Origin of the sequence: Geobacter metallireducens GS-15 (genome assembly GCF_000012925.1) — a bacterium.
Taxonomy (GTDB): Bacteria; Desulfobacterota; Desulfuromonadia; order Geobacterales; family Geobacteraceae; genus Geobacter; species Geobacter metallireducens.
This window is the reverse complement of sequence record NC_007517.1, coordinates 1,044,669-1,068,213: the sequence shown is the minus strand read 5'-3', so window position 1 is coordinate 1,068,213 and position 23,545 is coordinate 1,044,669. Positions and strand designations below refer to the sequence as shown.

Genomic DNA, 23,545 nt, shown 5'->3' with positions numbered 1-23,545 from the left:
TGGAGAGAATATGGAACCCAATGATGCAGTTGTTGGAGTCGACGTTAGTAAAGAGCATCTTGATGTCTACCTCATGCCAACTGGTGACCAGAAAAGGGTGACTAACGATGATGCCGGTTGTGCTGAGCTGACGACGTGGCTCATTACGAACGCCCCTTGTCGGATTGTTCTCGAAGCCACCGGCGGCTTGGAGATGCTAGCTGTCAGCACCTTATCAGCAGCGGGTCTGCCAGTGGTCGTGGTTAATCCTCGGCAGGTCAGAAACTTTGCCAAAGCATGCGGGCTGCTGGCGAAGACCGATATTCTTGATGCCAAGATCATTGCCCGATTTGCCCAAGCCATCAAGCCTGAAATCAGGCCGCTCAAGGACGAGACAAGCCAAAATCTAGCAGCACTGCTGGCCCGCCGCCGGCAGTTGGTCGAGATGCTTGTGGCGGAAAAAAATCGCGTGATTTCCGCTGCACCTACGGTCCGCAAAGGCATCATGACCCATATTGCCTGGCTGACACAGCAGATCGATGACGTTGATAAAGACATCTCAACTCTTATTCAGTCCAGCGAATCCTGGAAGGCAAAAGAAGAAATCCTTACCAGTGTCAAGGGCATCGGCCCTGTGACTGCGGCCACCATACTGGCAGCACTTCCGGAGTTGGGGACCATTTCCCGACAGCAGCTTGGCGCTCTGGTCGGAGTATGCCCCTATAATCGGGACAGTGGCAAATTCCGTGGAAAGCGCGCAATCTCCGGTGGCAGAGCAACCGTGCGTTCTGTCCTGTACATGGCAACATTGTGTGCCGCCAGGTTTAACCCGGTTATAAAAGCCTTCTATCAACGCCTTACAAGCGCCGGAAAACTTCACAAAGTCGCGATCACCGCTTGCATGCGAAAACTACTCACCATCCTCAATGCCATGGTGAAAAACAACCAGAAGTGGGATCACTCGAAATTCACTCCACTTCTGCACTAATTTGTTGACTGAGAACACGGTTGCTCCGTGTTTCAGATGCTTTTCCCGCTCAACACCACTTGCCGAAGTTGAGATACGGCGTGGCCGCGTGACCGAGCACCGGGGTGAACTGCTCGGCGGGAGCGGGCTCGCTGAAGAGGAATCCCTGCATGTACCGGCAGTTCAGTGCCCTGAGCACTTCCATCTGCTCCACGGTTTCCACCCCCTCCGCAACCACTCCCAGGTTGAGCCCTTTTGCCATGCTGATGACAGCGCCGGCAATGGCCTCATCGTCCGGGTTGGAGGCGATCTCACGTACGAAGGAACGGTCGATCTTGAGGGTATGGACCGGAAACTTTTTCAGATAGTGAAGCGACGAATAACCAGTGCCGAAATCGTCGATGGAAATCCGGACCCCCATTCTATCCAGCCGCCGGAAGGTTCTGATCGTCTCCTCGGCATCGTCCATGAGGATGCTTTCGGTAACCTCGATGACGAGCCACCCCGGGGCAAGCCCGGTCTCCGCCAGGACCCGCGCCACCGTCTCCGACAGGTCTCCCTGCCGGAGCTGGCGGGGTGAGAGATTTACCGCCACCTGCATGGTGGGATAGCCGGCATCCTGCCATGCCCGGTTCTGCTGGCAGGCGGTTCGCAAGACCCACTCTCCCAAGGGAACGATGAGCCCGGTCTCCTCGGCCAGGGGAATGAAGCGGGACGGAGGAACAAGCCCCATGCTGGGATGCTGCCAGCGGACCAGGGCCTCCATGCAGGCGATCTGGCCATGCTCCACGTTCACCTTGGGCTGATAGTGGAGGACGAATTCGTCCCGCTCCAGCGCCCGCCGCATGTCGTTCTCCAGAGAGAGCCGCTCAAAGGCCCGGGCATTCATCTCAGGGGCAAACAGCTGACAGTTGTTGCGTCCCTGCTCTTTGGCGCGGTACATGGCAACGTCGGCGTTTTTCACCAGGGCATCGCCGGAGCGTCCGTCGTGGGGATAGACGCTGATCCCGATGCTCGTGGTGATGAACAACTCATATCCGTCAATGACGAAGGGTGTTCTGAAGACGTCGATGATCTTCTGGGCCACCGTGAAGGCGTCCTTCACATCCGAGATGGCCGATAGGTTGATGATGAACTCGTCGCCTCCCTGGCGCGCCACCGTGTCCCCCTCGCGGCGACAGCAGTTTCTAAGGCGCTTTGCCACCGCCATAAGGAGCCTGTCTCCCACGGCGTGGCCGAGGGTATCATTGATGAGCTTGAAGCGGTCCAGGTCCAGGAACATGACCGCCAAGGGCCTCTTGTGGCGCTGGGCCAGGGCGAGGGACTGCCGGAGACGGTCATTGAAGAGTCGCCGGTTGGGAAGCCCGGTGAGGGAATCGTAATAGGCCATCTGGCGAATCCGCTCCTCGGCCCGGGAACGCTCCGCCACCTCCTCTTCCAGCATGGCGGCGTGGCGCCTGAGATCTTCCATGAGGCGGAAATTGCGCAGCACCGCCGAGGCAGAGTGGGCATACTGCTGGAGCAGTTGCTCGTCGACCTGGTCGAAGGGTTTGTCCATGCGGAACGCGGCGATACAGGCAGCCACCCTTCCCTCGTCGAAGATGGGCACCAGCAGGGCCGTATTCATCTCCACCACCTGGAAGAGCTCGCAGCTTTCCCGGCAAAAGAGCGAAAGGCGGTCGACCCTGAGGGGGGTTCCGCAGGCGGCCAGAGCCGCGCAGATGTTGCCGTTGCGCAGGGGAACCGTGACCCCTTTCATCATCTGGTTCCAGGCCCCGGAAGCCGCCGTAAAGGTAAGGAGACCGGCCTGGCGATTGATGGCCGTCAGGACACCGGTTTCGGCACGGACGATGTCGCACGCCCCGTCGCAGAGGGCGGTGTCGATGAGATCAGGGGCCCCCATGGTCAGGAGTCTCCTGATCCAGAGGTCGAGCTTGACGAGGCCGTCATTGTAGCGCTTGAGATCTGCCATAAATTACGTACGCCGGGCCTTCACTTCCGTAAGATCCCCCAACAGTCACAAATTTGACAACAAGAGGGTCAGAAAACGAAATGCAAAACACCTTCCACCCCATCGACCGAGGGATAAAAAAACGCCGCTGAGATACCCAACGGCGTGTTTTCAATGATTATTTCAGATTTCGAATCTTGTCGAGACTTGCCAGGAGAACCTCTTTCTTCTGGCTGAACTCCGTCAATTTCTCCCGCTCTTTGGCCACCACGTCTGCGGGGGCCCGCTCAACGAAGGAAGGATTGGCAAGCTTCTTCGCCAGGAACTCGATGTCCTTGTCCAGTTTGCCGATTTCCTTGAGGAGGCGCTTCTCCTCTTCCTCCACGTCCACGAGCCCCCTGAGGGGCACCGCCACCTCCACGTCACCGGCCACCGAGATGGCCGCATCGGCCGGGCGCTCCAGCCCCGTGCCGATGGCAAGGTCAGAGACCCGCGCCAGGCTCATGATGTAGACCTCGTTCTTTTTCAGGAGATCGAGGCTTGCCTCTGAACCGCAGTTGAGGATGGCGGCGATCTCCCGGGACGGGGCTACATCCATCTCTCCCCGGATGTTCCTGATCCCCCGGATCACCTCCATAACCAGCTCCATCTCGGCGGCACCGGCGGCGAAATCCCAGGCGGGGTCCGGTGTCGGCCAGGACGCGGTCATGATGGTGGCCGTGGGACGCCTGCCGGGGAGGGCCTGCCAGATCTCCTCGGTAATGAACGGCATGAAGGGGTGGAGGAGCCGCAACAGATGCTCCAGTACCAGCCAAAGGACGTAGCGGGCCGTCCGCTGGCGGGTTTCGTCACCCCGGTAGAGATCGTCCTTCACCAGCTCGATGTACCAGTCGCAGAACTCGCTCCAGGTGAAGCGGTAGAGTGCCGTTGCAGCGTCATTGTAGCGGTAGGCTTCCAGAGCCTCCTGCACATCGGCCGCGGCAGCGTTGAACCGGTAGAGGATCCAGCGGTCGGCGTTGGAGAACTCCAGACCCGCCGGATCGACGGCGTCGGGATCGAACCCTTCCAGGTTCATGAGGGCGAAGCGGGAGGCGTTCCAGATCTTGTTGGCGAAGTTCCGGTAGCCGGCGATCCGCTCCTCGGCCAGCTTGATGTCGCGCCCCTGGGCCGCGAAGGCCGCCAGGGTGAAGCGGAAGGCGTCGGTGCCGTACTGGTCGATGACCACCAGGGGATCAATGACGTTCCCCTTGGACTTGCTCATCTTCTGCCCCTGGGCGTCGCGGACCAGGGCGTGGATGTAGACGTCGCGGAACGGCACCTCTCCCATGAAGTGGAGTCCCATCATCATCATCCGGGCCACCCAGAAGAAGAGGATGTCGAAGCCGGTCACGAGGCACGAGGTGGGGTAGAAGGTCTTCAGCTCCGACGTCTGGTCGGGCCACCCCAAGGTGGAGAAGGGCCACAGCGCCGAGGAGAACCAGGTGTCCAGCACGTCGGTCTCCTGGCGGATCTCGTCGCTGCCGCACTTGGAGCACTTGGTCGGATCCACCTTGGCCACGGTGGTCTCGCCGCAGTGGTCGCAGTACCAGGCCGGTATCCGGTGTCCCCACCAGATCTGACGGGAGATGCACCAGTCGCGAATGTTCTCCATCCAGTCGTAGTAAGTGTTCTCCCACTGCTGGGGAACGATGCGGGTGCGGCCGTCCTTCACCGCGGCCAGGGCCTCTTCGGCCAGGGGGCCCACCTTCACGTACCACTGGAGCGAGAGGTAGGGCTCAACCACGGTCTTGCAGCGATAGCACCCACCCACGGCCAGGGCGTGGTCGTCGATCTTCTCCAGGAGCCCCTGGGCCTCCAGGTCCTCCACGATCTTCTTCCGGGCAGCGAAGCGGTCCATCCCCTCGTACTGGTGGCCGGCGGCATTGATGACCCCCGACTCGTCAAAGACATTGATCACGTCGAGATTGTGGCGCCGCCCCACCTCGAAGTCGTTGAAGTCGTGGGCCGGCGTTATCTTCACCACGCCGGTGCCGAACTCCCGGTCCACGTAGTCGTCGGCCACCACCGGAATCTGCCTGTTCAGCAGCGGCAGGATGACCGTCTTCCCCACCAGGCCGGCGTAGCGCTCGTCCTCGGGGTGGACCGCCACGGCGGTGTCCCCCAGCATGGTCTCGGGGCGGGTGGTGGCAACCACGACGAAACGGCCCGGTTCATCCGCCACGGGGTAGCGGAGATGCCAGAGGTTTCCCGCCTTCTCCTCGTGCTCCACCTCGATGTCCGAGAGGGCCGTGTGGCAGCGAGGGCACCAGTTGATGAGGCGGTTGTCCCGGTAGATGAGCCCTTCCTCGTAGAGGCGGACAAAGACCTCGCGCACGGCCCGGGAGAGCCCCTCGTCCATGGTGAAGCGCTCCCGCTCCCAGTCGCAGGAGGCACCGAGGCGCTTCAGCTGCCCGATGATCTGCCCGCCGGACTCGGCCTTCCACTTCCAGACCCGCTCGATGAACGCGTCGCGCCCCAGTTCGTGGCGGCTCTTCCCTTCGGCGGCAAGCTGCCGCTCCACCACGTTCTGGGTGGCAATGCCGGCGTGGTCGGTGCCGGGCATCCAGAGGACATTGTGGCCGCTCATCCGCTTCCATCGGCAGAGGACGTCCTGGAGGGTATTGTTGAGGGCATGCCCCATGTGGAGGGCCCCCGTGACGTTGGGAGGAGGGATGACGATGCTGTAGGAAGGCTTGTCGCTCACCGCTTCGGCGCGGAAGTACCCTTCCCGCTCCCACGTCCGGTACCACTTCTCTTCAACGGCCTGGGGTTCGTAGACCTTTGCCAGTTCCTTGTCTGCCATTGGGATAACCTCTTTCATCTGCAAAATGAAAAATGGGGATGTGTCATCCCCATTTCAGCGCAACAATTCCTGCCGGTCCCTGCCCCCCGGTCCCCGGTTCCTAACTGCCTTCCTTGATCCGGCGGATCTCTTCCTTGATGAGGGTTTCGGCCAGATCGGGCACCACTTCCCACGCGATCCGCTCGATGACCTCCCGGGAAATGCGGGAGATGGCTGCAGCAAGCTGCTCCTCGGTCAGGGTGATGGTCCCTCCACCCCCCTCGACAGCGGGCGCAGCAGTGAAGGACGCGGATGACGGAACCGGTTTCTCTTCAGGAGCAAATGAAGATACCCCGGCGGCCGGAGTAAATTCCGTTTTCAAGGGCATTTCAAAGGGCTCGATGCCCGGGTCAAACGCTCCGGAAACCGGCGTTTCGGAAATGCTTCCGTACGGCTCAACAACGCTTTCAGCGCTCTCCTCGCCGAATACGAATGACTCATCCATGGGGGGAGCACTGAAGGGTGCCGGTTCGACGGAAGCTGACGGAGCAGGCGTTTCCGCCGCCACGGCAAAACCGAACTCGTCGCTGGCAGAGGCAAAGCCGAAATCGACCGACTCGGCGGCAGGCCCCGTTCCGGCACCAAAGACGTCCGGAGTCTGTTCCAGCCCAAAGGGAGAAACCTCGTCTACTGCGGCGGACGCTCCATCGGCAGCCGCCTGGCTGGACTTGACAGGCTCGTCACCGACAACCTCGTCCTCAAGCTCGAAAGCACCCCAGAGATCATCGGCGGGAGATGCCTCCTCAACCGCGAAGACAAAGGGTTGCGGTTCGGGCACGGTTACCTTGGCGGCCGTGGGTTCGGGGGTGGGAGGTGGCGTCACGGCCGGCTGGGGCTCACTGGACGCGGGTTCGTCGAATTCAATGGCAAAGGACTCAACCGGCCCGGCAGCAACTGGTGCAACGGACGCAATTGATTCAGCCGCCTCTGCCACTGTCGGCGCCGCAGGCGGCGTCACGGCCGTCATAGTCGGTGCTGCTGCCGCCACTGACGGCGCCCCGGCCCGGCTTTTGCCAAGATCAAGGAGAGTTTTGACCTTGTCGATAAGTTGCTGGGACTCGAAAGGCTTGGAGATGAAATCGTCGGCGCCGCACTGGCGGGCCTTCTCCTCGTCAAAGGGCTCGAAGGCACCGGTCATGAGGAGGATGGGGACAGTGCCGAGGGCGGGATCCTTCCGGATGGCGGTACAGACCTCGTAGCCGGACTTGCCGGGCATGAGGGCGTCCACCAGCATCACATCAGGGGTGACTTCGCGGGCCTTCTCCACAGCGGAGTCCCCATTGTCAACGACAGTAAGGTCGCAGTCCTCGTTGGCGAAGATGATCCCCACGACCTTCTGGATTGTGATGCTGTCGTCGGCAAGGAGAATCCTGTTGCCCATGAAAAAACCTCCTCGGATAGGAGCGCCGTAAGTCCTGAAAAACCGCGAACAACCGCGGAAAAACTAGCACAGCCCCCCGGTGGGTGTCAAGATGTTTACCGGCCCTGCGGGGCCTTGAACATGGCGATTTCGGACAGTTCCCGAAGGTCTGGGTGGAGCATGGCAAAGGCCACCGTGGAGAGATCGTTCCTGAGCTTCGAGAATGCCCGCGTGCTCCGGTAGTCGAGTCGCGAGGAGAGGAGAACCACGAAGACGTCGTTCTCGGGATCGATCCAGAGGGAGCTTCCCGAATAGCCGGTGTGCCCGAAGGAGGCTTCGGAAAACCCTCTCCCCTTCGGCGAAGAGTAGGGTGACGCGATGTCCCATCCCAGGCCCCGGCGCACCGTGCCGCCACGGGAGAAATGGGGGGCCGCCATCTGGCGCAGGGTCGGGGCCGCGAGCACCCGCTGGCCGTCAAGCTCTCCATCGCCAAGAATCATGCGGCAAAAGCGGGCCAGGTCGCCGGCCGTGGTAAAGATTCCCGCGTGTCCAGCCACGCCGTCAAGGAGCCTGGCCGTGGTGTCCTGAACCTTCCCGAATTGGGGACCGCCCCCGACATCAAGGGTTGCCGCGCAGCGGCCGGCAGCGGCCGGACCGGGATTGAAACAGGTCGCCGTCATGGCAAGGGGGCCATAGACGGTTTCAGACACGACGCGGTCCAGCGGTGTGCCGGTCACCCGACGTACCAGTTCTCCCAGGAGGATGAAATTGATATCGGCGTACCGGAAACGGTGGCCGGGTTCCCCCTTGAGCTTCTGGCGGGCAACCCCTTCGAGGGCGCTCAGGAGAGGACTTGAGGCTGAAAGCGGGAAGTCGTCGAGCCCCGAGGTATGGGTCAGCAGATGCTCCACCAGGACCCCATCCTTCCCCTTGCCGGCGAACTCGGGAAACCAGCGGGTGACGGGATCGGCAAGGGAAAGTCGCCCTTGCTCCACCAACCCCATGACAACCGGCGCCGTGGCCACCACCTTGGTGAGGGATGCCACATCGAAAATGGTTTCTGTCGAGACCGGAAGGGCGCCGGACTCACCGGAGACCCTGCCGAAGGCCGATTCGTAGACGATGCCGTGGCGATTTCCCACGACCACCACCCCCCCGGCGACGAGCCCGTCGGCCATGGCCTTGTCCATCAGGCGCGAAACGGTATTCTGCCATGGAAAGGGGGCGAGAGGGGTGTCGCCGGCGAACACCGGCAGAGAGGTAAAAAGGATGAGGAGCAGAATGAAGAGCTTACGGCACATAGCGGACCCCATCACCAGACGATTGGTAGCAGACTCCAGCTTTTCTTGCAAAACAGGGGCCATCATTCGGCTCTCCAGAAACGGCAAAGGGGAGTTGCCTCCCCTCCAGAGCGTCTGTGCGAACCGGTCCTCAGTTTATCCGGAACTCAACCGCCTTCAGCAGCTTCCCTGCGCTGTCGAGGGCTTCAACCCGCCATGTGCCGATGGAATCGCGGTCAATGGGACGCTTGCTCCAGGTGCGCCACTTCTGGCCCTTGACCTGAAGCTCCTGCTCGCCCACCACTTCACCGTTCCGGTACCAGACGTGCCGGATGGGCGTCTCCTCCCCCGAAGGATTGACGATCCGGGTGAAGCAGTAGAGGGCGGGAACCGACCGGTGATTGATCCGCCGGACCGCATCGATGGGATTGTTGCGGGAGACCTTGGTCGTAACGGCCATCTCGGTGATCCGCAGGGAGCCGCCCTCGGCAGCCATTGACGCTGTCGCTCCAGGCAGACACAACCAAAATGCCGTCAGAAATGCGAACAGTTTTCTCATGAGCATTACCCCCGTGCCGTAGAAGCAGGTTCGTCCGCGCTTTCCTCAGGTCCGGTAATCGGCGTTGATCTTGACATAGTCGTAGGAGAGGTCCGACGTATAGACCGTGGAGACCCCCTCGCCCAGGTGGAGATCAACCGTCACGCTGAATTCCCTCTTTTTGAGGATCTCGGTCCCCCGCGCTTCCGCATCGCCACCAGTAAAGACCCCGGCTCTAACCATCTGCACGTCATCAAAGAACAGTTCGGTCCGGTCAGGATCCACTTCGGCGCCCGAGTACCCCACCGCCGCGAAGATCCGTCCCCAGTTGGCGTCCTGGCCGAAGAATGCGGTCTTCACGAGGCACGAGTTTGCCACCGCCATGGCTGCCCGCTTGGCGTCGGCATCGGACCGGGCCCCCTTGACGGTGATCTCCACGAACTTTGTGGCCCCCTCACCGTCCTTGACGATGAGCTTGGCAAGAGCCAGGAGCACCTCGTCCAGAAGCCGCACAAACTCGGCAGCATCGTCGCTCCCGGCAGAGAGCACCGGGTTGCCGGCAGCGCCGTTGGCCATGATGAGGGCGGTGTCGTTGGTGGAGGTGTCGCCGTCCACGGTGATGGCATTGAAGGAGCGCTCCACCCCGGCGGCAAAGACCGTCCGGAGCCACGTCGGGTCCACCGCCGCGTCGGTCACGATAAAGGCGAGCATGGTGGCCATGTTGGGCATGATCATCCCTGCCCCCTTGGCGATGCCGGCTACGGTGTACTCCATGCCGCCGGCCTTCCCCGTCCTGACCTCCATCTTGGGAAAGGTGTCGGTGGTCATGATGGCGCGGGCCACGTCGTCGAAGGTGCCCGTGCCGAGTCCCCGGACAAGGGGAGGAATCCCGGCTCGCATCCGCTCCATGGGAAGGGGCACGCCGATGACGCCGGTGGAGCAGACGAGCACCTCCTCCTCCGCGGAACCGACCCCGTCGGCCACAAGCCGCGTCGTCTCCCGGGCATCGGCCAATCCGACAGGACCGGTGCAGGCGTTGGCGTTCCCGCTGTTGACGACAATTGCCCGGCAGGCGCCCTTTTTCGTCCGTTCCTGATCGAGGAGGACCGGCGCCGCCTTCACCGCGTTCGTGGTATAGACCCCTGCCACCGCAGCCGGCGTTTCGGAGACAATCAGTGCCAGGTCCAGGCGCCCCGGCTTCTTGATGGCCGCCTCCACGGCGGAGAATTTGAATCCTTTTATGTTCATCATGCCCTCCGCTTGTTTTCGCGTAGGGGGGTGATTAATCACGCCCTATCCTCACGGCAAGCAATCCGGGCGCAACGAATTGCGCCCCCACATGAAATCCCGATCATTTCCCACAGCACTTCTTATACTTCTTCCCGCTCCCGCAGGGGCACGGATCGTTGCGGGAAGCGCTCTTCTTGCTCCTGGCCGGCTGGGGAGCTGTTGCCGGCTCCTCGCCGAGATTGAATACTATCTTCTTCTGGGCCTGTTGCTGCTGTTCCTCTTCCATCCGTTCCACGTCTTCCTCGCGGGCGATCTGGACCCAGAAGATCTTCTCCACGGTTTCTTCGGCGATGCGGGCCATCATATCCATGAAGAGGCGGTAGGCCTCCTTCTTGTACTCCTGCTTCGGGTCCTTCTGGCCGTACCCCCTGAGGCCGATCCCCTCCTTCAGGTGGTCGATGGAGAGGAGATGGTCCTTCCACTGGCTGTCGATAGCCTGGAGCATGATCACCTTGATGAGGTGATCCATGAGCTCGTCGCCGAAGGAAGCCAGCTTCCCTTCATAGGCCTCATGAACCGATTCCTTGAGGAGCTTGCGGAAGCTCTCGGGGGCGAGCCGGTCCATGGTTTCGGCCGGGATGTCGATCTGGAAGCCGAAGGTCTTGTAGACCGCCTCGACAATGGCCTGCCAGTCCCATTCGGAGGCGTGGACCTTGTCGATGGCGAAGGCCGCGGCGATGTCCTCGATGGTGTCGTCGAGCATCTGGGTGAAGTTGCCGCGGATGTCCTCCCCGGCCAGGATTTCCCGGCGCTGGGTGTAGATGACCTCGCGCTGCTTGTTCATGACGTCGTCGTACTCAATGAGGTGCTTGCGGATCTCGAAGTTGTGGGCCTCCACCTTCTTCTGGGCGTTCTCGATGGCCTTGGTGATCATGCCGTGGGTGATGGCCTCCCCCTCCTCGATCTTGAGGAAGTCCATGATCTTGGAGACCCGCTCGGAGCCGAAGATGCGCAGGAGATCATCCTCCAGCGACAGGTAGAAGCGCGATGATCCCGGGTCACCCTGGCGGCCGGAACGGCCCCGGAGCTGGTTGTCGATGCGCCGGGATTCGTGGCGCTCGGTGCCGAGGATGTGAAGGCCGCCCAGCTTCACTACCTCGTCGTGCTCGGCCGCGCACTCCGCCTTGTACTTGGCAAGGATAGCGGCGTACTCCTCATCCGCGGCATCGGGGTTCTCCCGGCGCCACTGCTTGGCCAGGGAATCGGGATTCCCCCCCAACACAATGTCGGTACCGCGGCCGGCCATGTTGGTGGCGATGGTCAGCATCCCCTTGCGCCCCGCCTGGGCCACGATCTCGGCCTCCCGCTCGTGCTGCTTGGCATTGAGGACGTTGTGGGGAATCCCCTGTTTTTTGAGGAGTTCCGAAAGGATCTCGGACTTCTCGATGGAGATGGTACCGACGAGGACCGGCTGCCCCTTCTGGTGGCAATCCTTGATCTCTTCGATTACGGCGGCGAACTTCTCCCGCTCGGTCTTGTAGATGACGTCGGGGAAGTCGGGGCGGAGCAGGGGCCGGTTGGTGGGGATAACCGTCACGTCCAGCTTGTAGATCTTGTGGAATTCCTCGGCCTCGGTGTCGGCGGTACCGGTCATGCCCGAGAGTTTCTCGTACATCCGGAAGTAGTTCTGGAAGGTGATGGTGGCCAGGGTCTGGTTCTCGTTCTCGATCTCCACCCCCTCCTTGGCCTCGATGGCCTGGTGGAGGCCGTCGGACCAACGGCGTCCCGGCATGAGGCGGCCGGTGAACTCATCGACGATGATGACCTCCCCTTCCTTCACCACATAGTCCACGTCGCGCCGGAACAGGGCATGGGCCCGCAGGGCCTGGTTCACGTGGTGGAGGAACTCCATGTGGCGCGGGTCGTAGAGGTTGTCAATCTTCAAGAGCTTCTCCACCTTCAGCACACCCTCCTCGGTGAGGGTGGCGGAGCGGGCCTTCTCATCCACGGTGAAGTCGCCGGTGTATTCCTTTTTCTTGCCCGAGAGGGTGTTGGCCTCCACCTCCTTCATCTCCCCCTTTTTCAGGTGGGGGATGACCCGGTCGATGATGTAGTACTTGTCAGTGGAGTCCTCGGTGGGGCCGGAGATGATGAGCGGCGTCCGGGCCTCGTCGATGAGGATCGAGTCAACCTCGTCCACGATGGAGAAATAGAAGGGACGCTGCACGTAGTCGTCCAGGGAGAACTTCATATTGTCCCGCAGATAGTCGAAGCCGAACTCGTTGTTGGTGCCGTAGGTGATGTCGGCGGCGTAGGCCTCGCGGCGCTCCTCGTCGTCGAGGCCATGGACGATGACGCCGACGGAGAGGCCGAGGAAGTTGTAGATCCGTCCCATCCAGTCGGAGTCGCGCTTGGCCAGGTAGTCGTTGACCGTGACCACATGTACCCCTTTGCCGGTAAGGGCGTTCAGGTAGGCAGGGAGGGTAGCCACAAGCGTCTTACCCTCGCCGGTCTTCATCTCGGCGATCTTGCCGCTGTGGAGCACCATGCCGCCGATGAGCTGCACGTCGAAGTGGCGCATGTTGTGGACTCTCTTGCCCGCCTCGCGGCAGACGGCAAAGGCCTCGGGGAGGAGGGAGTCGAGGGATTCCCCCTTGGCGCAACGCTCCTTGAACTCGGAGGTTTTATTCCTGAGCTGGTCGTCGGTGAGCGCTGCCATCTGGGGCTCCAGCCCGTTGATCTTTTCCACGATGGGCCAGAGGCGCTTCAGTTCCCGCTCGTTCTTGCTTCCCACGATCTTCTTGATGATGGATCCGAACATTATGAGGTGTCTCCTGGAAGGAATATTTTTTAGGGAAATGCAACGGAGAACGGTAGCACAAAGGGGTGAAATGCTCAACAGAATCCGTGTCGAGTCTGGCGTTCAACGTATGTCGTCACGCAATCGTTGCATGTTGAGCACCGTTAGTACTTCCGGTTGTCATACATCCTTCTGGTCTTCCCCTCCGAGCGGGGGAGCTCGCCGTAGGGGAGGACAACCACCTCACAGGAAACCATGAGGCTGTGCTTGACGGCAGAGGCGACCTTTCGGGCAAGGGCCGGGTCGTCGGCCGGAGCACCGTCCTCGCCCCGCTCCACGCGGATGGTCATGTAGTCGCGGCCGTCGGCGCCATGGTCGAGAACTACCTGGAATTCGCTCCCGACCCCCGCCACGGTATCGAGAATCTCATCGATCTGCCCCGGGTAGATGTTGACGCCGCGGAAGATGACCACGTCGTCGGAACGGCCGAGAATCCGGTCGTGACGGGGGAACGTGCAGCCGCAAGGGCAGTCACCGGGGATCAGCCGGGTGAGGTCCCGGGAGCGGTAGCGAATGAGGGGCGCCGCCTCCTTGCGGAGGGTCGTGAAGACCATCTCACCCACCTCCCCGGGTGCCACCGGCTGAAGGGTTTCGGGATCAAGGATTTCGAGGAGATAGTAGTCGGCCCAGTAGTGGACGGCGCCGTTTGCCCCCGGAGCGGCACAGGAAAGGCCGGTGCCGGGGCCGTAGACCTCGGTGAGGCCGGTGATATCGTGAACCGATTCCGCCCCGAGCCCCTCCCGGATTTTGGCGAGCATCGCCTCGCTGGAGCGCTCGGCCCCGAGAATCACCTTCCTGACCTTTATCCGGTCCCTGAGCCCCCGCCGCTGGACTTCCTCCGCCAGGAGCAGCCCCATGGAGGCGGTGCAGCAGACCACCGTGGACTGGACGTCCGTGAGGAAGGTGGTCTGGAGTTCCAGGTTCCCCGGCCCCACCGGCACAGCCAGGGCGCCGTAGCGCTCGCAGGCGGCCTGGAAGCCGATTCCAGCGGTCCAGAGCCCGTAGCCGACGCAGATCTGGACCCGGTCCTCCCGCGTCACCCCCGCCAGCTCGTAGCAGCGGCAGAACATCCGGGCCCAGTCGTCCAGATCCTTCTGGGTGTAGCAGAGGATCTTCCTCTTGCCGGTAGTACCGGATGATGAGTGGATCCGGACAATCTCCTCAAAGGATGCCGACCGGAGCGGAAAGGGATAGCCGGCCCGCAGGTCATCGGCTGTGGTAAAGGGAAGTCTGCGCAGGTCGTCGAGGGTGCGGATATCCTCCGGCGAGACGCCGGCCTGCTGGAACCGCTCCCGGTAGAAGGGGGAGTTGTTCCAGGCGTGGGCGACGGTCCATTGCACGCCGGCAAGCTGCAGCCGTTCAAGGTCGGCAGGGGAAGAAAAGGGGGCGGGAAAACGTGTGAGCATCGTTTATGAAACCTCCGGACGAAAATCAGCCTGCTGCATTCTCCATCCCCAGACGAAGGGCCGCCAGGGAAGCGTCCCGCAGCTTCCCCTTCTCGACCAGGCGCCGTTCTATGGTCCCGATGACCTGGTCGGGAGAGAAGAAGTCTCCCGAGGCGGCGAACCGCGCCACGGCATAGCCGATAAGGATCAGGTTGAGGGACTGGGGATTGCCGAGCTCCAGGGCAAGGGTATCAGCATCGATGACATGGACCGGATGGCCGTCGAGGCCAGCCGGCGCGGCCTTGGCGTTCACGACGACCCAGCCGCCGGGACGAAGGAAATGACGGTGGATCGCCACGTTCTCCGCCTTCATGGCGATGAGTCCGTCGGCGCGCCCCGGTCTCACGAGGGGGCTCGAAAACTCCCCCGCTTTCAGGTGGGAGATGACCACTCCCCCCCGCTGGGCCATGCCGTGGGTCTCGGAGGTCATGACCGGCATCCCCAGGCTGATAGCGGTTTCGGCGAGGATGCGGGTCAGGAAGAGGATTCCCTGGCCGCCGACGCCACTGATGATGAGCTGCTGACCGGTCATTGTCCCACCTCCTCGATTGCCAGCCGCGGGCAGACGTCGATGCAGACACCGCAGTCGGTGCAGATGAGGGTGTCGATGGCGACCCGCTTCTCCTCCTCGTCATAGACCAGGGCCGGGCATTCGAACTGGGTGGTGCAGTAACGGCAGCCGTTGCAGGCGTCGCTGATGGCAACCTTTCGCCGCGGCGGGCGGTCCCCCTTGAAGGTGCGGTCCACCACGCAGGGCTGGCGGGCGATGACCACGGCAAGCCCGTCGGTCCGGGCAAAGGCGACCGCTTCCTTCATGAGGTCGGTGAACGCCGGAAGGTTGCCGGGGCGCCCCACCTTGCAGAACTTCACCCCGCAGGCCCTCACGAGCCCCTCCATGTTGACCGTGGCCGTGGGGACCCCGCCAGCCCCCCACCCCAAGGCCGGGGTCGGCTGGTTGCCGGTCATGGCGGTGGTGGCGTTGTCGAGGATCACGAGGACGAACCGGGCATCCTGGACTACCGCGTCGATGAGGGGGGGAATGCCGGCGTGGAAGAAGGTGGAATCGCCGATGGTGGCGACGATGTCGGGAACCTCGCCGCCGATCTTGTGGGCGTGGTAGAAGCCGCAGGCCTGGGAGACCGCTGCCCCCATGCAGAGGACGGTGTCAACGCCTCCCAGGTTGATGCCGAGGGTGTAGCAGCCGATATCCGACGGAAAGATTCCCTTGGGGGCGGCACGCTTGATGGCATAGAAGCTGGCCCGGTGGGGGCAGCCGGGGCAGAGGGTCGGACGGCGGCCCCCTTCGGCGGCGGGAGCGGGAGCTTCCGGGGTTTCGATCCCGGCAAAGGAGGCAATGAGCCCCTCGATCAGCTCCGGCGACAGCTCTCCCACTTCGGGGACGAAGCCCGAGCGTTTCCCCTTGACTCGGTAGCGGTCGGCTAACTGCAGTTCCATGACGCCGGTGGTCTCTTCGAGAACGAGGATCTCGTCGTATTGTTCGAGGACAGTGGTCACGAAGTCCCCATGGAGCGGATAGGGCTGTACCACCTGCCAGAGGGGGAGCGTCTCCCGGAGCCCCAGGTCATTCAGCACTTCGCGGGCATGGGCCGCGGCGACGCCGGAGGCGACGATGGCCCGACGGGCCGGGGCAGCAGGATTAAGGAGCCGGGGAGCGGTGGGCTCCCAGGCGGCGATCTTTGCAAGCTTCTCCTCCAGTTCCAGGTGGAGACGGTGGCGAAACTTGGGGGTGGCGGCCCAGCGGGCCGGGTTTTTCTCGAAAAGGGCTTTGCGGTCCGATGGGGCCACGGGACCGGGGAGGATGTCCTGGTTGGCGTGGCAGACCCGGGTGGTGGGGCGGAGCATGACCGGAATCTCGAAGGCCTCGGAGAGCTCGAAACCGACTTTCACCAACTCCCGGGCCTGTTCCGGCGAGTCGGGGTCCAGCACCGGCACCTTGGCGCCCATGGCCATGAGGCGGCTGTCCTGCTCGGTCTGGGAGGAGTGGGGACCGGGGTCGTCGGCGCTGATGACCAGAAAGCCCCCCTTTACCCCCAGGTAGGCGGCGCTCATGAACGGGTCGGAGGCCACGTTGAGCCCCACCTGCTTCATGGCGGTTGCGGCCCGCAGTCCCGCCTGGGACGCCGCATAGGCGATCTCCAGGGCCACCTTCTCGTTCACCGCCCACTCCACGTGCATGGGGAGATCATAACGGGCCCGCCACTGGGCCACGGACGAAAGGATCTCCGAGGCGGGGGTACCGGGATAGGAGGCCACCACGTTGCATCCTGCCTCCACAAGGCCGTGGGCCATGGCTTCATTGCCGAGCAACAGCATTCGTTCACTCACCTGCTTTTCCTCCCAACGCAAAATCAGAGAATTCTCCGCACTCGCCCGGTGTTTGTCAACCTGAAATCACGAAACCGCCACCCGGTATTAATCCGAACATGGCGGTTTCATTGACCGGCCCGGTACTCCGGGTCTGTAATGGCAGCCTACTCGCCGCTCACATCAAGGGCTGCGATCCGCAGCGACGGCGCCCCCACGGTGCCGTAAAGCCGAAGGTCGTTCCCCACCCCTTCCACTCCCTGGAAGAGTTCCAGAATATTCCCGGAGATGGCGATTCCCTTGACCGGAACCGTCACCTTCCCCTCTTCGATGAGGAAACCGGCGGCCCCCACGGAGAAGTCGCCGGAGATGGGATTGGCGGTGTGCATCCCCATGACGTCGGTGAGAAGGATCCCCCGCCCGATGCCGGCCATGAGGTCATCGAAGGGGACGGTGCCGTTCTCGATGAAGAGGTTGGACACTCCCATGTGGGGAGGGGACTTGATGCCGCCGCGGCTGGCATTGCCGGTGGAAGCGACACCGTCTTTTCGGGCCCGGAGAGTGTCGTAGAGGTAGCCACGGAGCACGCCGTCCTCCACGAGGATTGTGTTCTGCTTCGGCACCCCCTCGGCATCGAAGGGGGCAGTCCCCATGCCGCCGGGGAGGGTCCCGTCATCCCGAATCCGGAGGAGGGGGCTGACAATCCGGGTTCCCTTTTTCCCCACCAGGAGCGACTTCCCCTTCTGGACGCTCTCGGCCAGGAAGGCGGAGGCGAGCACCTCCAGGATTTCGGTGGCCACGTAGTTGTCGAGAACCGCCGGACAGCGCATGGTCGGGATCTTCGCGGCCCCCAGAAGCCCCACCGCCTTGGCCACGGCCCGTGTCGCGATCCGGTCAACGGACAGATCGGTGAAATGGTTGGCGAAGTCGAAGTCCCACCCCATCTGGGAATTGCCGCTTTCCTCGGCGATAGCCGAGACGCTGGCCGACACCGACGTACCCCGGCAGGTGGCATCGACGCCACGGGAGTTGACGATACGGGTCTCCACCGTCGACTCGCCGAAGGAGCATTTGCGCACCCGCTTCACCCGCGGGTCGGCAGCCATGACGAGCCGCTCCAGCTCCATGGCCCGCGCCACCTTCTCCGCTTCGGGCACGGCCGCCAGCCCCTCGTCGTAGAGCCCGGGGATCTCCGAACCGGGACGGGGCTCGGGAAAGGCATGGTGCTCATCGGGGGTCTGGGCTCCGGCCCCCACGAGGGCGTTTTCCACCATGCGGGCAAGGTCGGCAGGCTCCATGCTGGTGGAGTACGAGAACCCCATGCCGCCGTTCTTCAGGACCCGGATGCTTACCCCGCCCGGGGCGGAGCACTTGAAGGTGTCCACCTTCTGCTCCTTCACCTCGATGGAGAGTAGGCGCGACGTTGCGGCGGCAACCTCCCACCCGTCCAGGGGACGGTCCTTCAGGAGGGTGGCGACGGTTTCGATCATTTCATTTGTGTTCATGGGCATACCTGTCGAGGACTATTCGAGGTCCAGGATCATTGCGATCTCGTCGCAGTCGGGGAATTTCACGCACTTCATGCAATCGCCCCACACCTTGTGGGGAAGCTCCGACTTGTCCACGATCCGCATCCCGAACGTGCCGAAGAAATTGGGCTTGTAGGTGAGGCAGAAAACCCGCTTGAGCCCCAGTTGGCGGGCCTCGTCGATGCAGGCGTTCACGACCTGGGTACCGATCCCCTTCCGCCCCGTCTCCTCCGCCACGGCCACGGAACGGATCTCTGCCAGGTCCTCCCAGATGATGTGGAGGGCGGCAGTGCCGACGATCTCCCCCCCTTCCTCCCACACATAGAAGTCACGGATCGACTCGTAGAGCTCCGACAGGGAACGGGAGAGCATGTCCCCCTGACTGGCGAAGTGGGTGAGGAGCTTCTGGATGTTCTTGACGTCACCTATCTGGGCCTTGCGGAGCATGGGTGGGTCTCCTTCTGTGGTGTGGATGGGATGGTCCTGCGTTAAATGGCTATTTACGCCGATCCATAACATAACAGCTTCTGTGGGATTTCTTGGCCATCTTTTTCAGTTCCGCCGCCACCTCGGCCACCTTGGCGTAGTGGCCGATCTTCGGCGAATCCATGGGAACAATGGAGATGGCGACCCCCATGAGGGGCACCCGTTCCTCGTTCCCCTTGCGGTCGTGGGCCACGTAGAATCCCCGCGCCTTCTCCTCCTCGTTGAAGAGCTCGGAAACGACGGCGGTGAAGTTGGCGATGATCCGCTCCGACACGGCCTCGGCCTGCTCCAGGGGCACGATGAAGACGAAATCGTCGCCGCCTATGTGGCCCGCAAACCCCTCACCCGCCTCCTTGACGGCATTGGCGATGATGCGGGCAACCATCCGGATCACCTCGTCGCCGTGGGCGAAGCCATAGACGTCATTGTACTGTTTGAAGTGGTTGATGTCCACGTAACAGACCCCCATGGGCTTTCCCACCGCATGCTCGATGGCGCGCTGGATGGAGGTGTTGCCGGGGAGCCTCGTCAGGGGATTGTTATCGAAGACCCGCCTGAGGCGCCGCAGCGACAGGACAATCCGGGTGAAGAGATCCCGGTAACTGAGTGGGGTAGTGACGAAATCGTCGAGGGGATATTCCTCCCAGTCGAACCCTTCGGCAGCCCATTCGGGGATCATCCCTATGACCGGGATGGTGGAGAAGAAGAAATCATCCTTCAGGCTGTGGATGATGCCGAGAAGCGTCTGGTCGGGGGTCGCCAGGTCTATGAGCACCACGTCGGGGGGGTCGGAGTAGATGAGCCCCATGACACTGGGAGGATTATCAAGGGTGACCACCTGGTACCCCTTGCTCTGGAGGCGCAGTTCGAGGCTCCCGTCCCCGCCGCTGGGGCTGGTGACGACGATGATCCTCAGATTAGTTCCCATCGGCGGACTGTATCTCCAGGCTGAAGTTTTTGACTTCCACCAGCCGGTCCTCAAGCTCTTCCACAATGGCGGCAAGGTCGTCCTCGGCCATGCCGAGCCACTCCCAGGCCGTGGGCTGGATGCGGGGTACATAGACTTCACCGCTGAAGCCGAAACCGCTCGCCTTGACGAGCACGTCGGCCAGATGCACCACGGCGGTCTTCATCTTGTGGTGCTGAGCGTTGGCCACGTCGTGGTGGCAGGCAACCGGCTCGCTCAGCTTATTGGGAAGATACCAGTTGTGCACCAGCCACTCCCCGACCTCGGCGTGGTTGGTCTGGAGCACCTGCCGTTCGGCTTCAAGCATGGGAATGCCGTCACGCTCCACCATGTTACAGATCCGCTCATAATCCTCGGCGCACTTCTCCTTGATAATCACCTTGCCGATGTCATGGAGAAGGGCCGCGGTGGAGATCTCCTCGACCTCGGGAAGCTTCAGGTGCCTGGCGATGATATTTGCCGCCACGCCGGCCCCCAGGGAGTGCTCCCACAGCCCGACGATGGTCTTTTCCATAATCTCGAAGATGGAAGAGCTGAGGGCGAGACTCTTGATGACGTTCACCCCCAGGAGGATGAGGGCGTTGGAGATGGTGGAAACCCGGTAGAAACCGTAGGACGGAGAATTGACAAGCCTCAGCACCCGGGCCGACAATATCTGGTCCGAGGATACCAGGCGGGCCATCTCCTCGATGCTGGACTTGCGGTTTTCAGCCAGGGCCTGGAGCCGCGACACAACGCCGGGAAGAGTCGGGAGCGAGTTCGTATCCCGGATGATGTCGAGGATCTTGTCGCGCTTACTTCCCACCTTCACCCCCCATGGAGCGGATAATGTTCTTGCGGTAGATTTCCTGCAACCGACCCATGAGCGGTACGTTCGCCACCTTGCTGAACCGGTGGTCCAGATCCGCCAGAAGGTCCTCCAGGGTCTTCTCCCCCTCGATGACGACCGGATGCCCCTCCACGGTTATGGACTTGATCCCCAGGTTCTTGAGCCGTTCAATGAGCGATTCCGTAAGGGTCGTCCCCCGGCCGCAGATGGGTGGGGCCTGGGGATTGTCGGTCCGCCTCACGTCGCGGGCAAGGGCCATTTCCGGCTCGGCAAGGGCTATGGGTATCGTCTGCATCGGGTTTCGTCTCCGTGAACGGCTGGGTCGTTTCTACGCCCCGGCCCCGTGGGCTATCATCTCGCGGGCATGCTCCAGGGTCCGGTCGGTGATGGTGACTCCCCCCAGCATCCGGGCCATCTCCGCCACCCGGGCCTCCCCTTCCAACGGGGTGACGGCGGTGGCGGTCCGCCCCCCCTCCACCCGCTTCTCCACCAGGTAGTGGTGGTCGGCAAAGGCCGCCACCTGGGGAAGATGGGTTATGCAGAGGACCTGCTGCCCCCTGCTGACCCGCTTGAGCTTTTCCCCCACCAGGGCCGACGTGGCGCCGCCGATGCCGGTGTCCACCTCATCGAACACAAGCGTCGGCACGTCGCTCTCCGGATGGACCTGTTTGAGGGCCAGCATGAGCCGGGAAAGCTCCCCGCCCGAGGCGATCTTCGTCAGGGGCTTCGGTTCCTCCCCCGGGTTGGGGGAAAAGAGAAACTCGGCCCGCTCAAGCCCCGTGGCCCGCGGCTCGGAAAACTCCTCGAAGGCGACCTCGAAAAGGGCGTGTTTCATGGCAAGCTGGTGAATCTCCCGCTCCATGGCCTTTTGCAACTCCTTCGCCACGGCGCGGCGCTTCGCCGAAAGCTCCCCCCCCTTTGCCGCAAGCTCCTTCCGCAGCCTCTCCAGGGCCGCGTCCAGCTCACCGCGGGTTCGCTCACGGTTTTCAAGGTGTTCCATCTCGCGGGCCGCCTCCTCGCCGTAGGCGACGATCTCCTCCACGGTCGGGGCATATTTCTTCTTGAGCCGCCGGATCAGGTCGAGCCGCTCCTCCACCCGCTCCAACCGGGCGGGATCGGCCTCGACCCGCGAGGAGTAATCCCTGAGGGTCATGGCGGCATCTTCCAACTGGGCGGCGGCATCCGCCAGGGAATCCATGAGCGGTCCGAGGGATGCGTCAATGCCGGCTATCTCGGCCACCTTTCCCTTCACCTCGGCCAGCCGGTCGAGCACGGCACCATCGTCCCCGTAGAGGGCCGCATAGGCCTCCTGGCTGGCGAAGAGGAGCTTTTCGCCGTGGGCCAGGAGCCCCCGCTCCCGCTCCAGATCCGCATCCTCGCCGGGGTGCAGGGCCGCCTCACGAATCTCGCTTGCCTGGAACGACAGGAGATCGAGCCGCCGGGCCGCCTCCCGCTCCCCCTCCTCCAGCGCCCGGATTTGATCAAGGGTAGCGCGGTAATCGGCATAGAGGGCGCCATAGGACTCCCGGAGAGGGAGAAGCCCCCCGAAACCGTCCAGGAGGGTCAGGTGGTTGTCGGTCCGCAGGAGGGTCTGGGACTCATGCTGGCCGTAGATATTGACGAGCTCCCGGGCCATGTCGGCGAGAATCGCCTGGGTGGAGAGGCCGCCCCCCACGAAGACCCGGTTGCGTCCCGAGCGGGACACGACCCGTTTCACCAGGAGCTCGCCGTCGCACTCGATCCCCGCATCGGCCAGGCGGGCACCAAGAGGGGAACCTTCGGGGAGCGCAAAGACCGCCTCCACGGTGGCCTCCTCGGCGCCGGTCCGGATCAGGTCGGCGGAAGCACGCCCCCCCATGATGAGGTTTACCGCGTCGATGATGATCGACTTTCCCGCGCCGGTCTCGCCGGTAAAGACCGTAAGCCCCGGCTGGAACGGAACATGGAGAGTATCGATGATGGCGAAGTTTCTGATGGAGAGGTCGATGAGCACTACCGCTCACCCCACTTGAGCTTGGTCCTGAGAACCTCGAAATAGTCCTTGCTCCGCGACATAACGAGGCGCGTGCGGTGCTCGGCCCGGCGCACCCGGATGATGTCGCCGCACTTGAGCTCCATCCCCACCTGGCCGTCGAGGGTGAGGTAGACATCCTCATTCTTGGAGATGAGCCTGATGGTTACCTCAGCGCTGGCCTCCAGGACGATGGGACGGTTGGTGAGGGTATGGGGGCAGATGGGGGTGATGGTGAGGCATTCCAGGTCCGGGTGGACGATGGGGCCATTGGCCGAGAGGCAGTAGCCGGTGGAGCCGGTGGGGGTCGAAATGATGAGGCCGTCGGCCTTGTAGGTGGTGAGGTAGTGGCCGTTGACCAGACTTTCCATGTCGACGATCCGCGCAAGGGCTCCCTTGTTGATCACCGCGTCGTTCAGAACCCGGTGGGAGAAGACGATGTCGTCGCCCCGCTCCACGGTGGCGGCAAGCATCATCCGCTCCGAAACCCGGTAGTCGCCGCCGAGGCATGCTTCAAGGGCTGGATAGAGCTCGTCCAGGGTGACCTCGGTCAGAAAGCCGAGGCTCCCCAGGTTCACGCCGAGAATGGGGATTTCCCGCCCCCCCAGGAGCCGGGCGGCCGAGATGAGGGTGCCGTCCCCCCCCAGGACCACCGCCATGTCAGCGAGGTCGGGAATCTCTTCGGAGGTAACGCCCGATCGCCCCAGATGGCGGGCAAAATGGGCTTCAACGAGCGGAACGATCCTCCGCTGCTCGAGCCAGGTGATCAGTTCCCCTGCCACTCCCTGGCAACGGGGGTCGTGAACCTTGGCGAAGATGGCGATTTTTTTCATCGTGCCGACCCTGTTATTGTGGTATAAGTATGGAATTTACTAGCATAGATCAGGGGGCATGTCCAATGGAATTC

18 protein-coding genes are annotated in these 23,545 nt (G+C 62.7%); 1 reads left to right on the top strand and 17 read right to left on the bottom strand.

All coding sequences use genetic code 11. The annotated features are described in order from the left end of the window. Positions 1-10 precede the first annotated feature (10 nt). A complete protein-coding gene (locus tag GMET_RS04795; protein ID WP_004513407.1) occupies positions 11-967 on the top strand; it encodes an IS110-like element ISGme8 family transposase in 957 nt (318 codons plus the stop codon). A gap of 49 nt (positions 968-1,016) precedes the next feature. On the opposite strand, the gene GMET_RS04790 is transcribed toward GMET_RS04795, so the two are convergent. From GMET_RS04790 to GMET_RS04710, 17 genes are all read right to left on the bottom strand, one after another. Next, entirely contained in the window at positions 1,017-2,918 is a 1,902-nt protein-coding gene (locus tag GMET_RS04790; RefSeq protein ID WP_004514440.1) for a bifunctional diguanylate cyclase/phosphodiesterase, read from the bottom strand. Positions 2,919-3,075: 157 nt separating this feature from the next. After that, the gene (locus GMET_RS04785; protein WP_004514439.1) at positions 3,076-5,739 is read right to left on the bottom strand and encodes a valine--tRNA ligase; all 2,664 of its coding nucleotides are present in this window, start codon (positions 5,737-5,739) and stop codon (positions 3,076-3,078) included. A 100-nt stretch (positions 5,740-5,839) separates the two neighbouring features. Next, on the bottom strand, positions 5,840-7,159 hold the full coding sequence (locus tag GMET_RS04780) for a response regulator (protein ID WP_004514438.1): 1,320 nt from the start codon (positions 7,157-7,159) through the stop codon (positions 5,840-5,842). Positions 7,160-7,254: 95 nt separating this feature from the next. Next, complete coding sequence (locus tag GMET_RS04775) at positions 7,255-8,505, bottom strand: serine hydrolase domain-containing protein (RefSeq protein WP_004514437.1); 1,251 nt, start codon at positions 8,503-8,505, stop codon at positions 7,255-7,257. Positions 8,506-8,569: 64 nt separating this feature from the next. Further along, complete coding sequence (locus GMET_RS04770; protein WP_004514436.1) at positions 8,570-8,914, bottom strand: DUF2914 domain-containing protein; 345 nt, start codon at positions 8,912-8,914, stop codon at positions 8,570-8,572. Positions 8,915-9,022: 108 nt separating this feature from the next. After that, positions 9,023-10,207: a bifunctional glutamate N-acetyltransferase/amino-acid acetyltransferase ArgJ gene (argJ, locus tag GMET_RS04765; protein ID WP_261974681.1), complete on the bottom strand. Its 1,185-nt coding sequence runs from the start codon at positions 10,205-10,207 to the stop codon at positions 9,023-9,025. A 100-nt stretch (positions 10,208-10,307) separates the two neighbouring features. Next, on the bottom strand, positions 10,308-13,007 hold the full coding sequence (gene secA, locus GMET_RS04760) for a preprotein translocase subunit SecA (protein WP_004514434.1): 2,700 nt from the start codon (positions 13,005-13,007) through the stop codon (positions 10,308-10,310). A gap of 143 nt (positions 13,008-13,150) precedes the next feature. Then, positions 13,151-14,452, bottom strand: a complete 1,302-nt coding sequence (locus GMET_RS04755) for a phenylacetate--CoA ligase (protein WP_004514433.1) — start codon at positions 14,450-14,452, stop codon at positions 13,151-13,153. 25 nt (positions 14,453-14,477) lie between these two features. Next, positions 14,478-15,023 carry an indolepyruvate oxidoreductase subunit beta gene (locus tag GMET_RS04750; protein ID WP_004514432.1) on the bottom strand — a complete coding sequence of 182 codons (546 nt, stop codon included), beginning with the start codon at positions 15,021-15,023 and terminating at the stop codon, positions 14,478-14,480. Beyond that, on the bottom strand, positions 15,020-16,837 hold the full coding sequence (locus GMET_RS04745; protein WP_004514431.1) for a thiamine pyrophosphate-dependent enzyme: 1,818 nt from the start codon (positions 16,835-16,837) through the stop codon (positions 15,020-15,022). Before GMET_RS04745 ends, GMET_RS04750 begins: the two co-directional genes overlap by 4 nt. A gap of 146 nt (positions 16,838-16,983) precedes the next feature. Then, the gene (locus GMET_RS04740; RefSeq protein WP_004514430.1) at positions 16,984-18,321 is read right to left on the bottom strand and encodes a TldD/PmbA family protein; all 1,338 of its coding nucleotides are present in this window, start codon (positions 18,319-18,321) and stop codon (positions 16,984-16,986) included. Between the two features lie 18 nt (positions 18,322-18,339). After that, positions 18,340-18,792, bottom strand: coding sequence for an N-acetyltransferase (locus GMET_RS04735; protein ID WP_004514429.1), 453 nt, complete (start codon positions 18,790-18,792; stop codon positions 18,340-18,342). 49 nt (positions 18,793-18,841) lie between these two features. Continuing rightward, positions 18,842-19,759, bottom strand: a complete 918-nt coding sequence (locus tag GMET_RS04730) for a GGDEF domain-containing protein (RefSeq protein WP_004514428.1) — start codon at positions 19,757-19,759, stop codon at positions 18,842-18,844. Continuing rightward, complete coding sequence (locus GMET_RS04725) at positions 19,749-20,603, bottom strand: HDOD domain-containing protein (RefSeq protein WP_004514427.1); 855 nt, start codon at positions 20,601-20,603, stop codon at positions 19,749-19,751. Before GMET_RS04725 ends, GMET_RS04730 begins: the two co-directional genes overlap by 11 nt. Continuing rightward, entirely contained in the window at positions 20,593-20,922 is a 330-nt protein-coding gene (locus GMET_RS04720) for a hypothetical protein (RefSeq protein WP_004514426.1), read from the bottom strand. Before GMET_RS04720 ends, GMET_RS04725 begins: the two co-directional genes overlap by 11 nt. Positions 20,923-20,955: 33 nt before the next feature. Further along, positions 20,956-22,620 (bottom strand): DNA repair protein RecN, encoded by a 1,665-nt coding sequence (recN, locus tag GMET_RS04715; protein ID WP_004514425.1) that lies wholly within the window; start codon positions 22,618-22,620, stop codon positions 20,956-20,958. After that, positions 22,620-23,471, bottom strand: coding sequence for an NAD(+)/NADH kinase (locus tag GMET_RS04710; RefSeq protein WP_004514424.1), 852 nt, complete (start codon positions 23,469-23,471; stop codon positions 22,620-22,622). Before GMET_RS04710 ends, recN begins: the two co-directional genes overlap by 1 nt. Between the last annotated feature and the right edge of the window lie 74 nt (positions 23,472-23,545).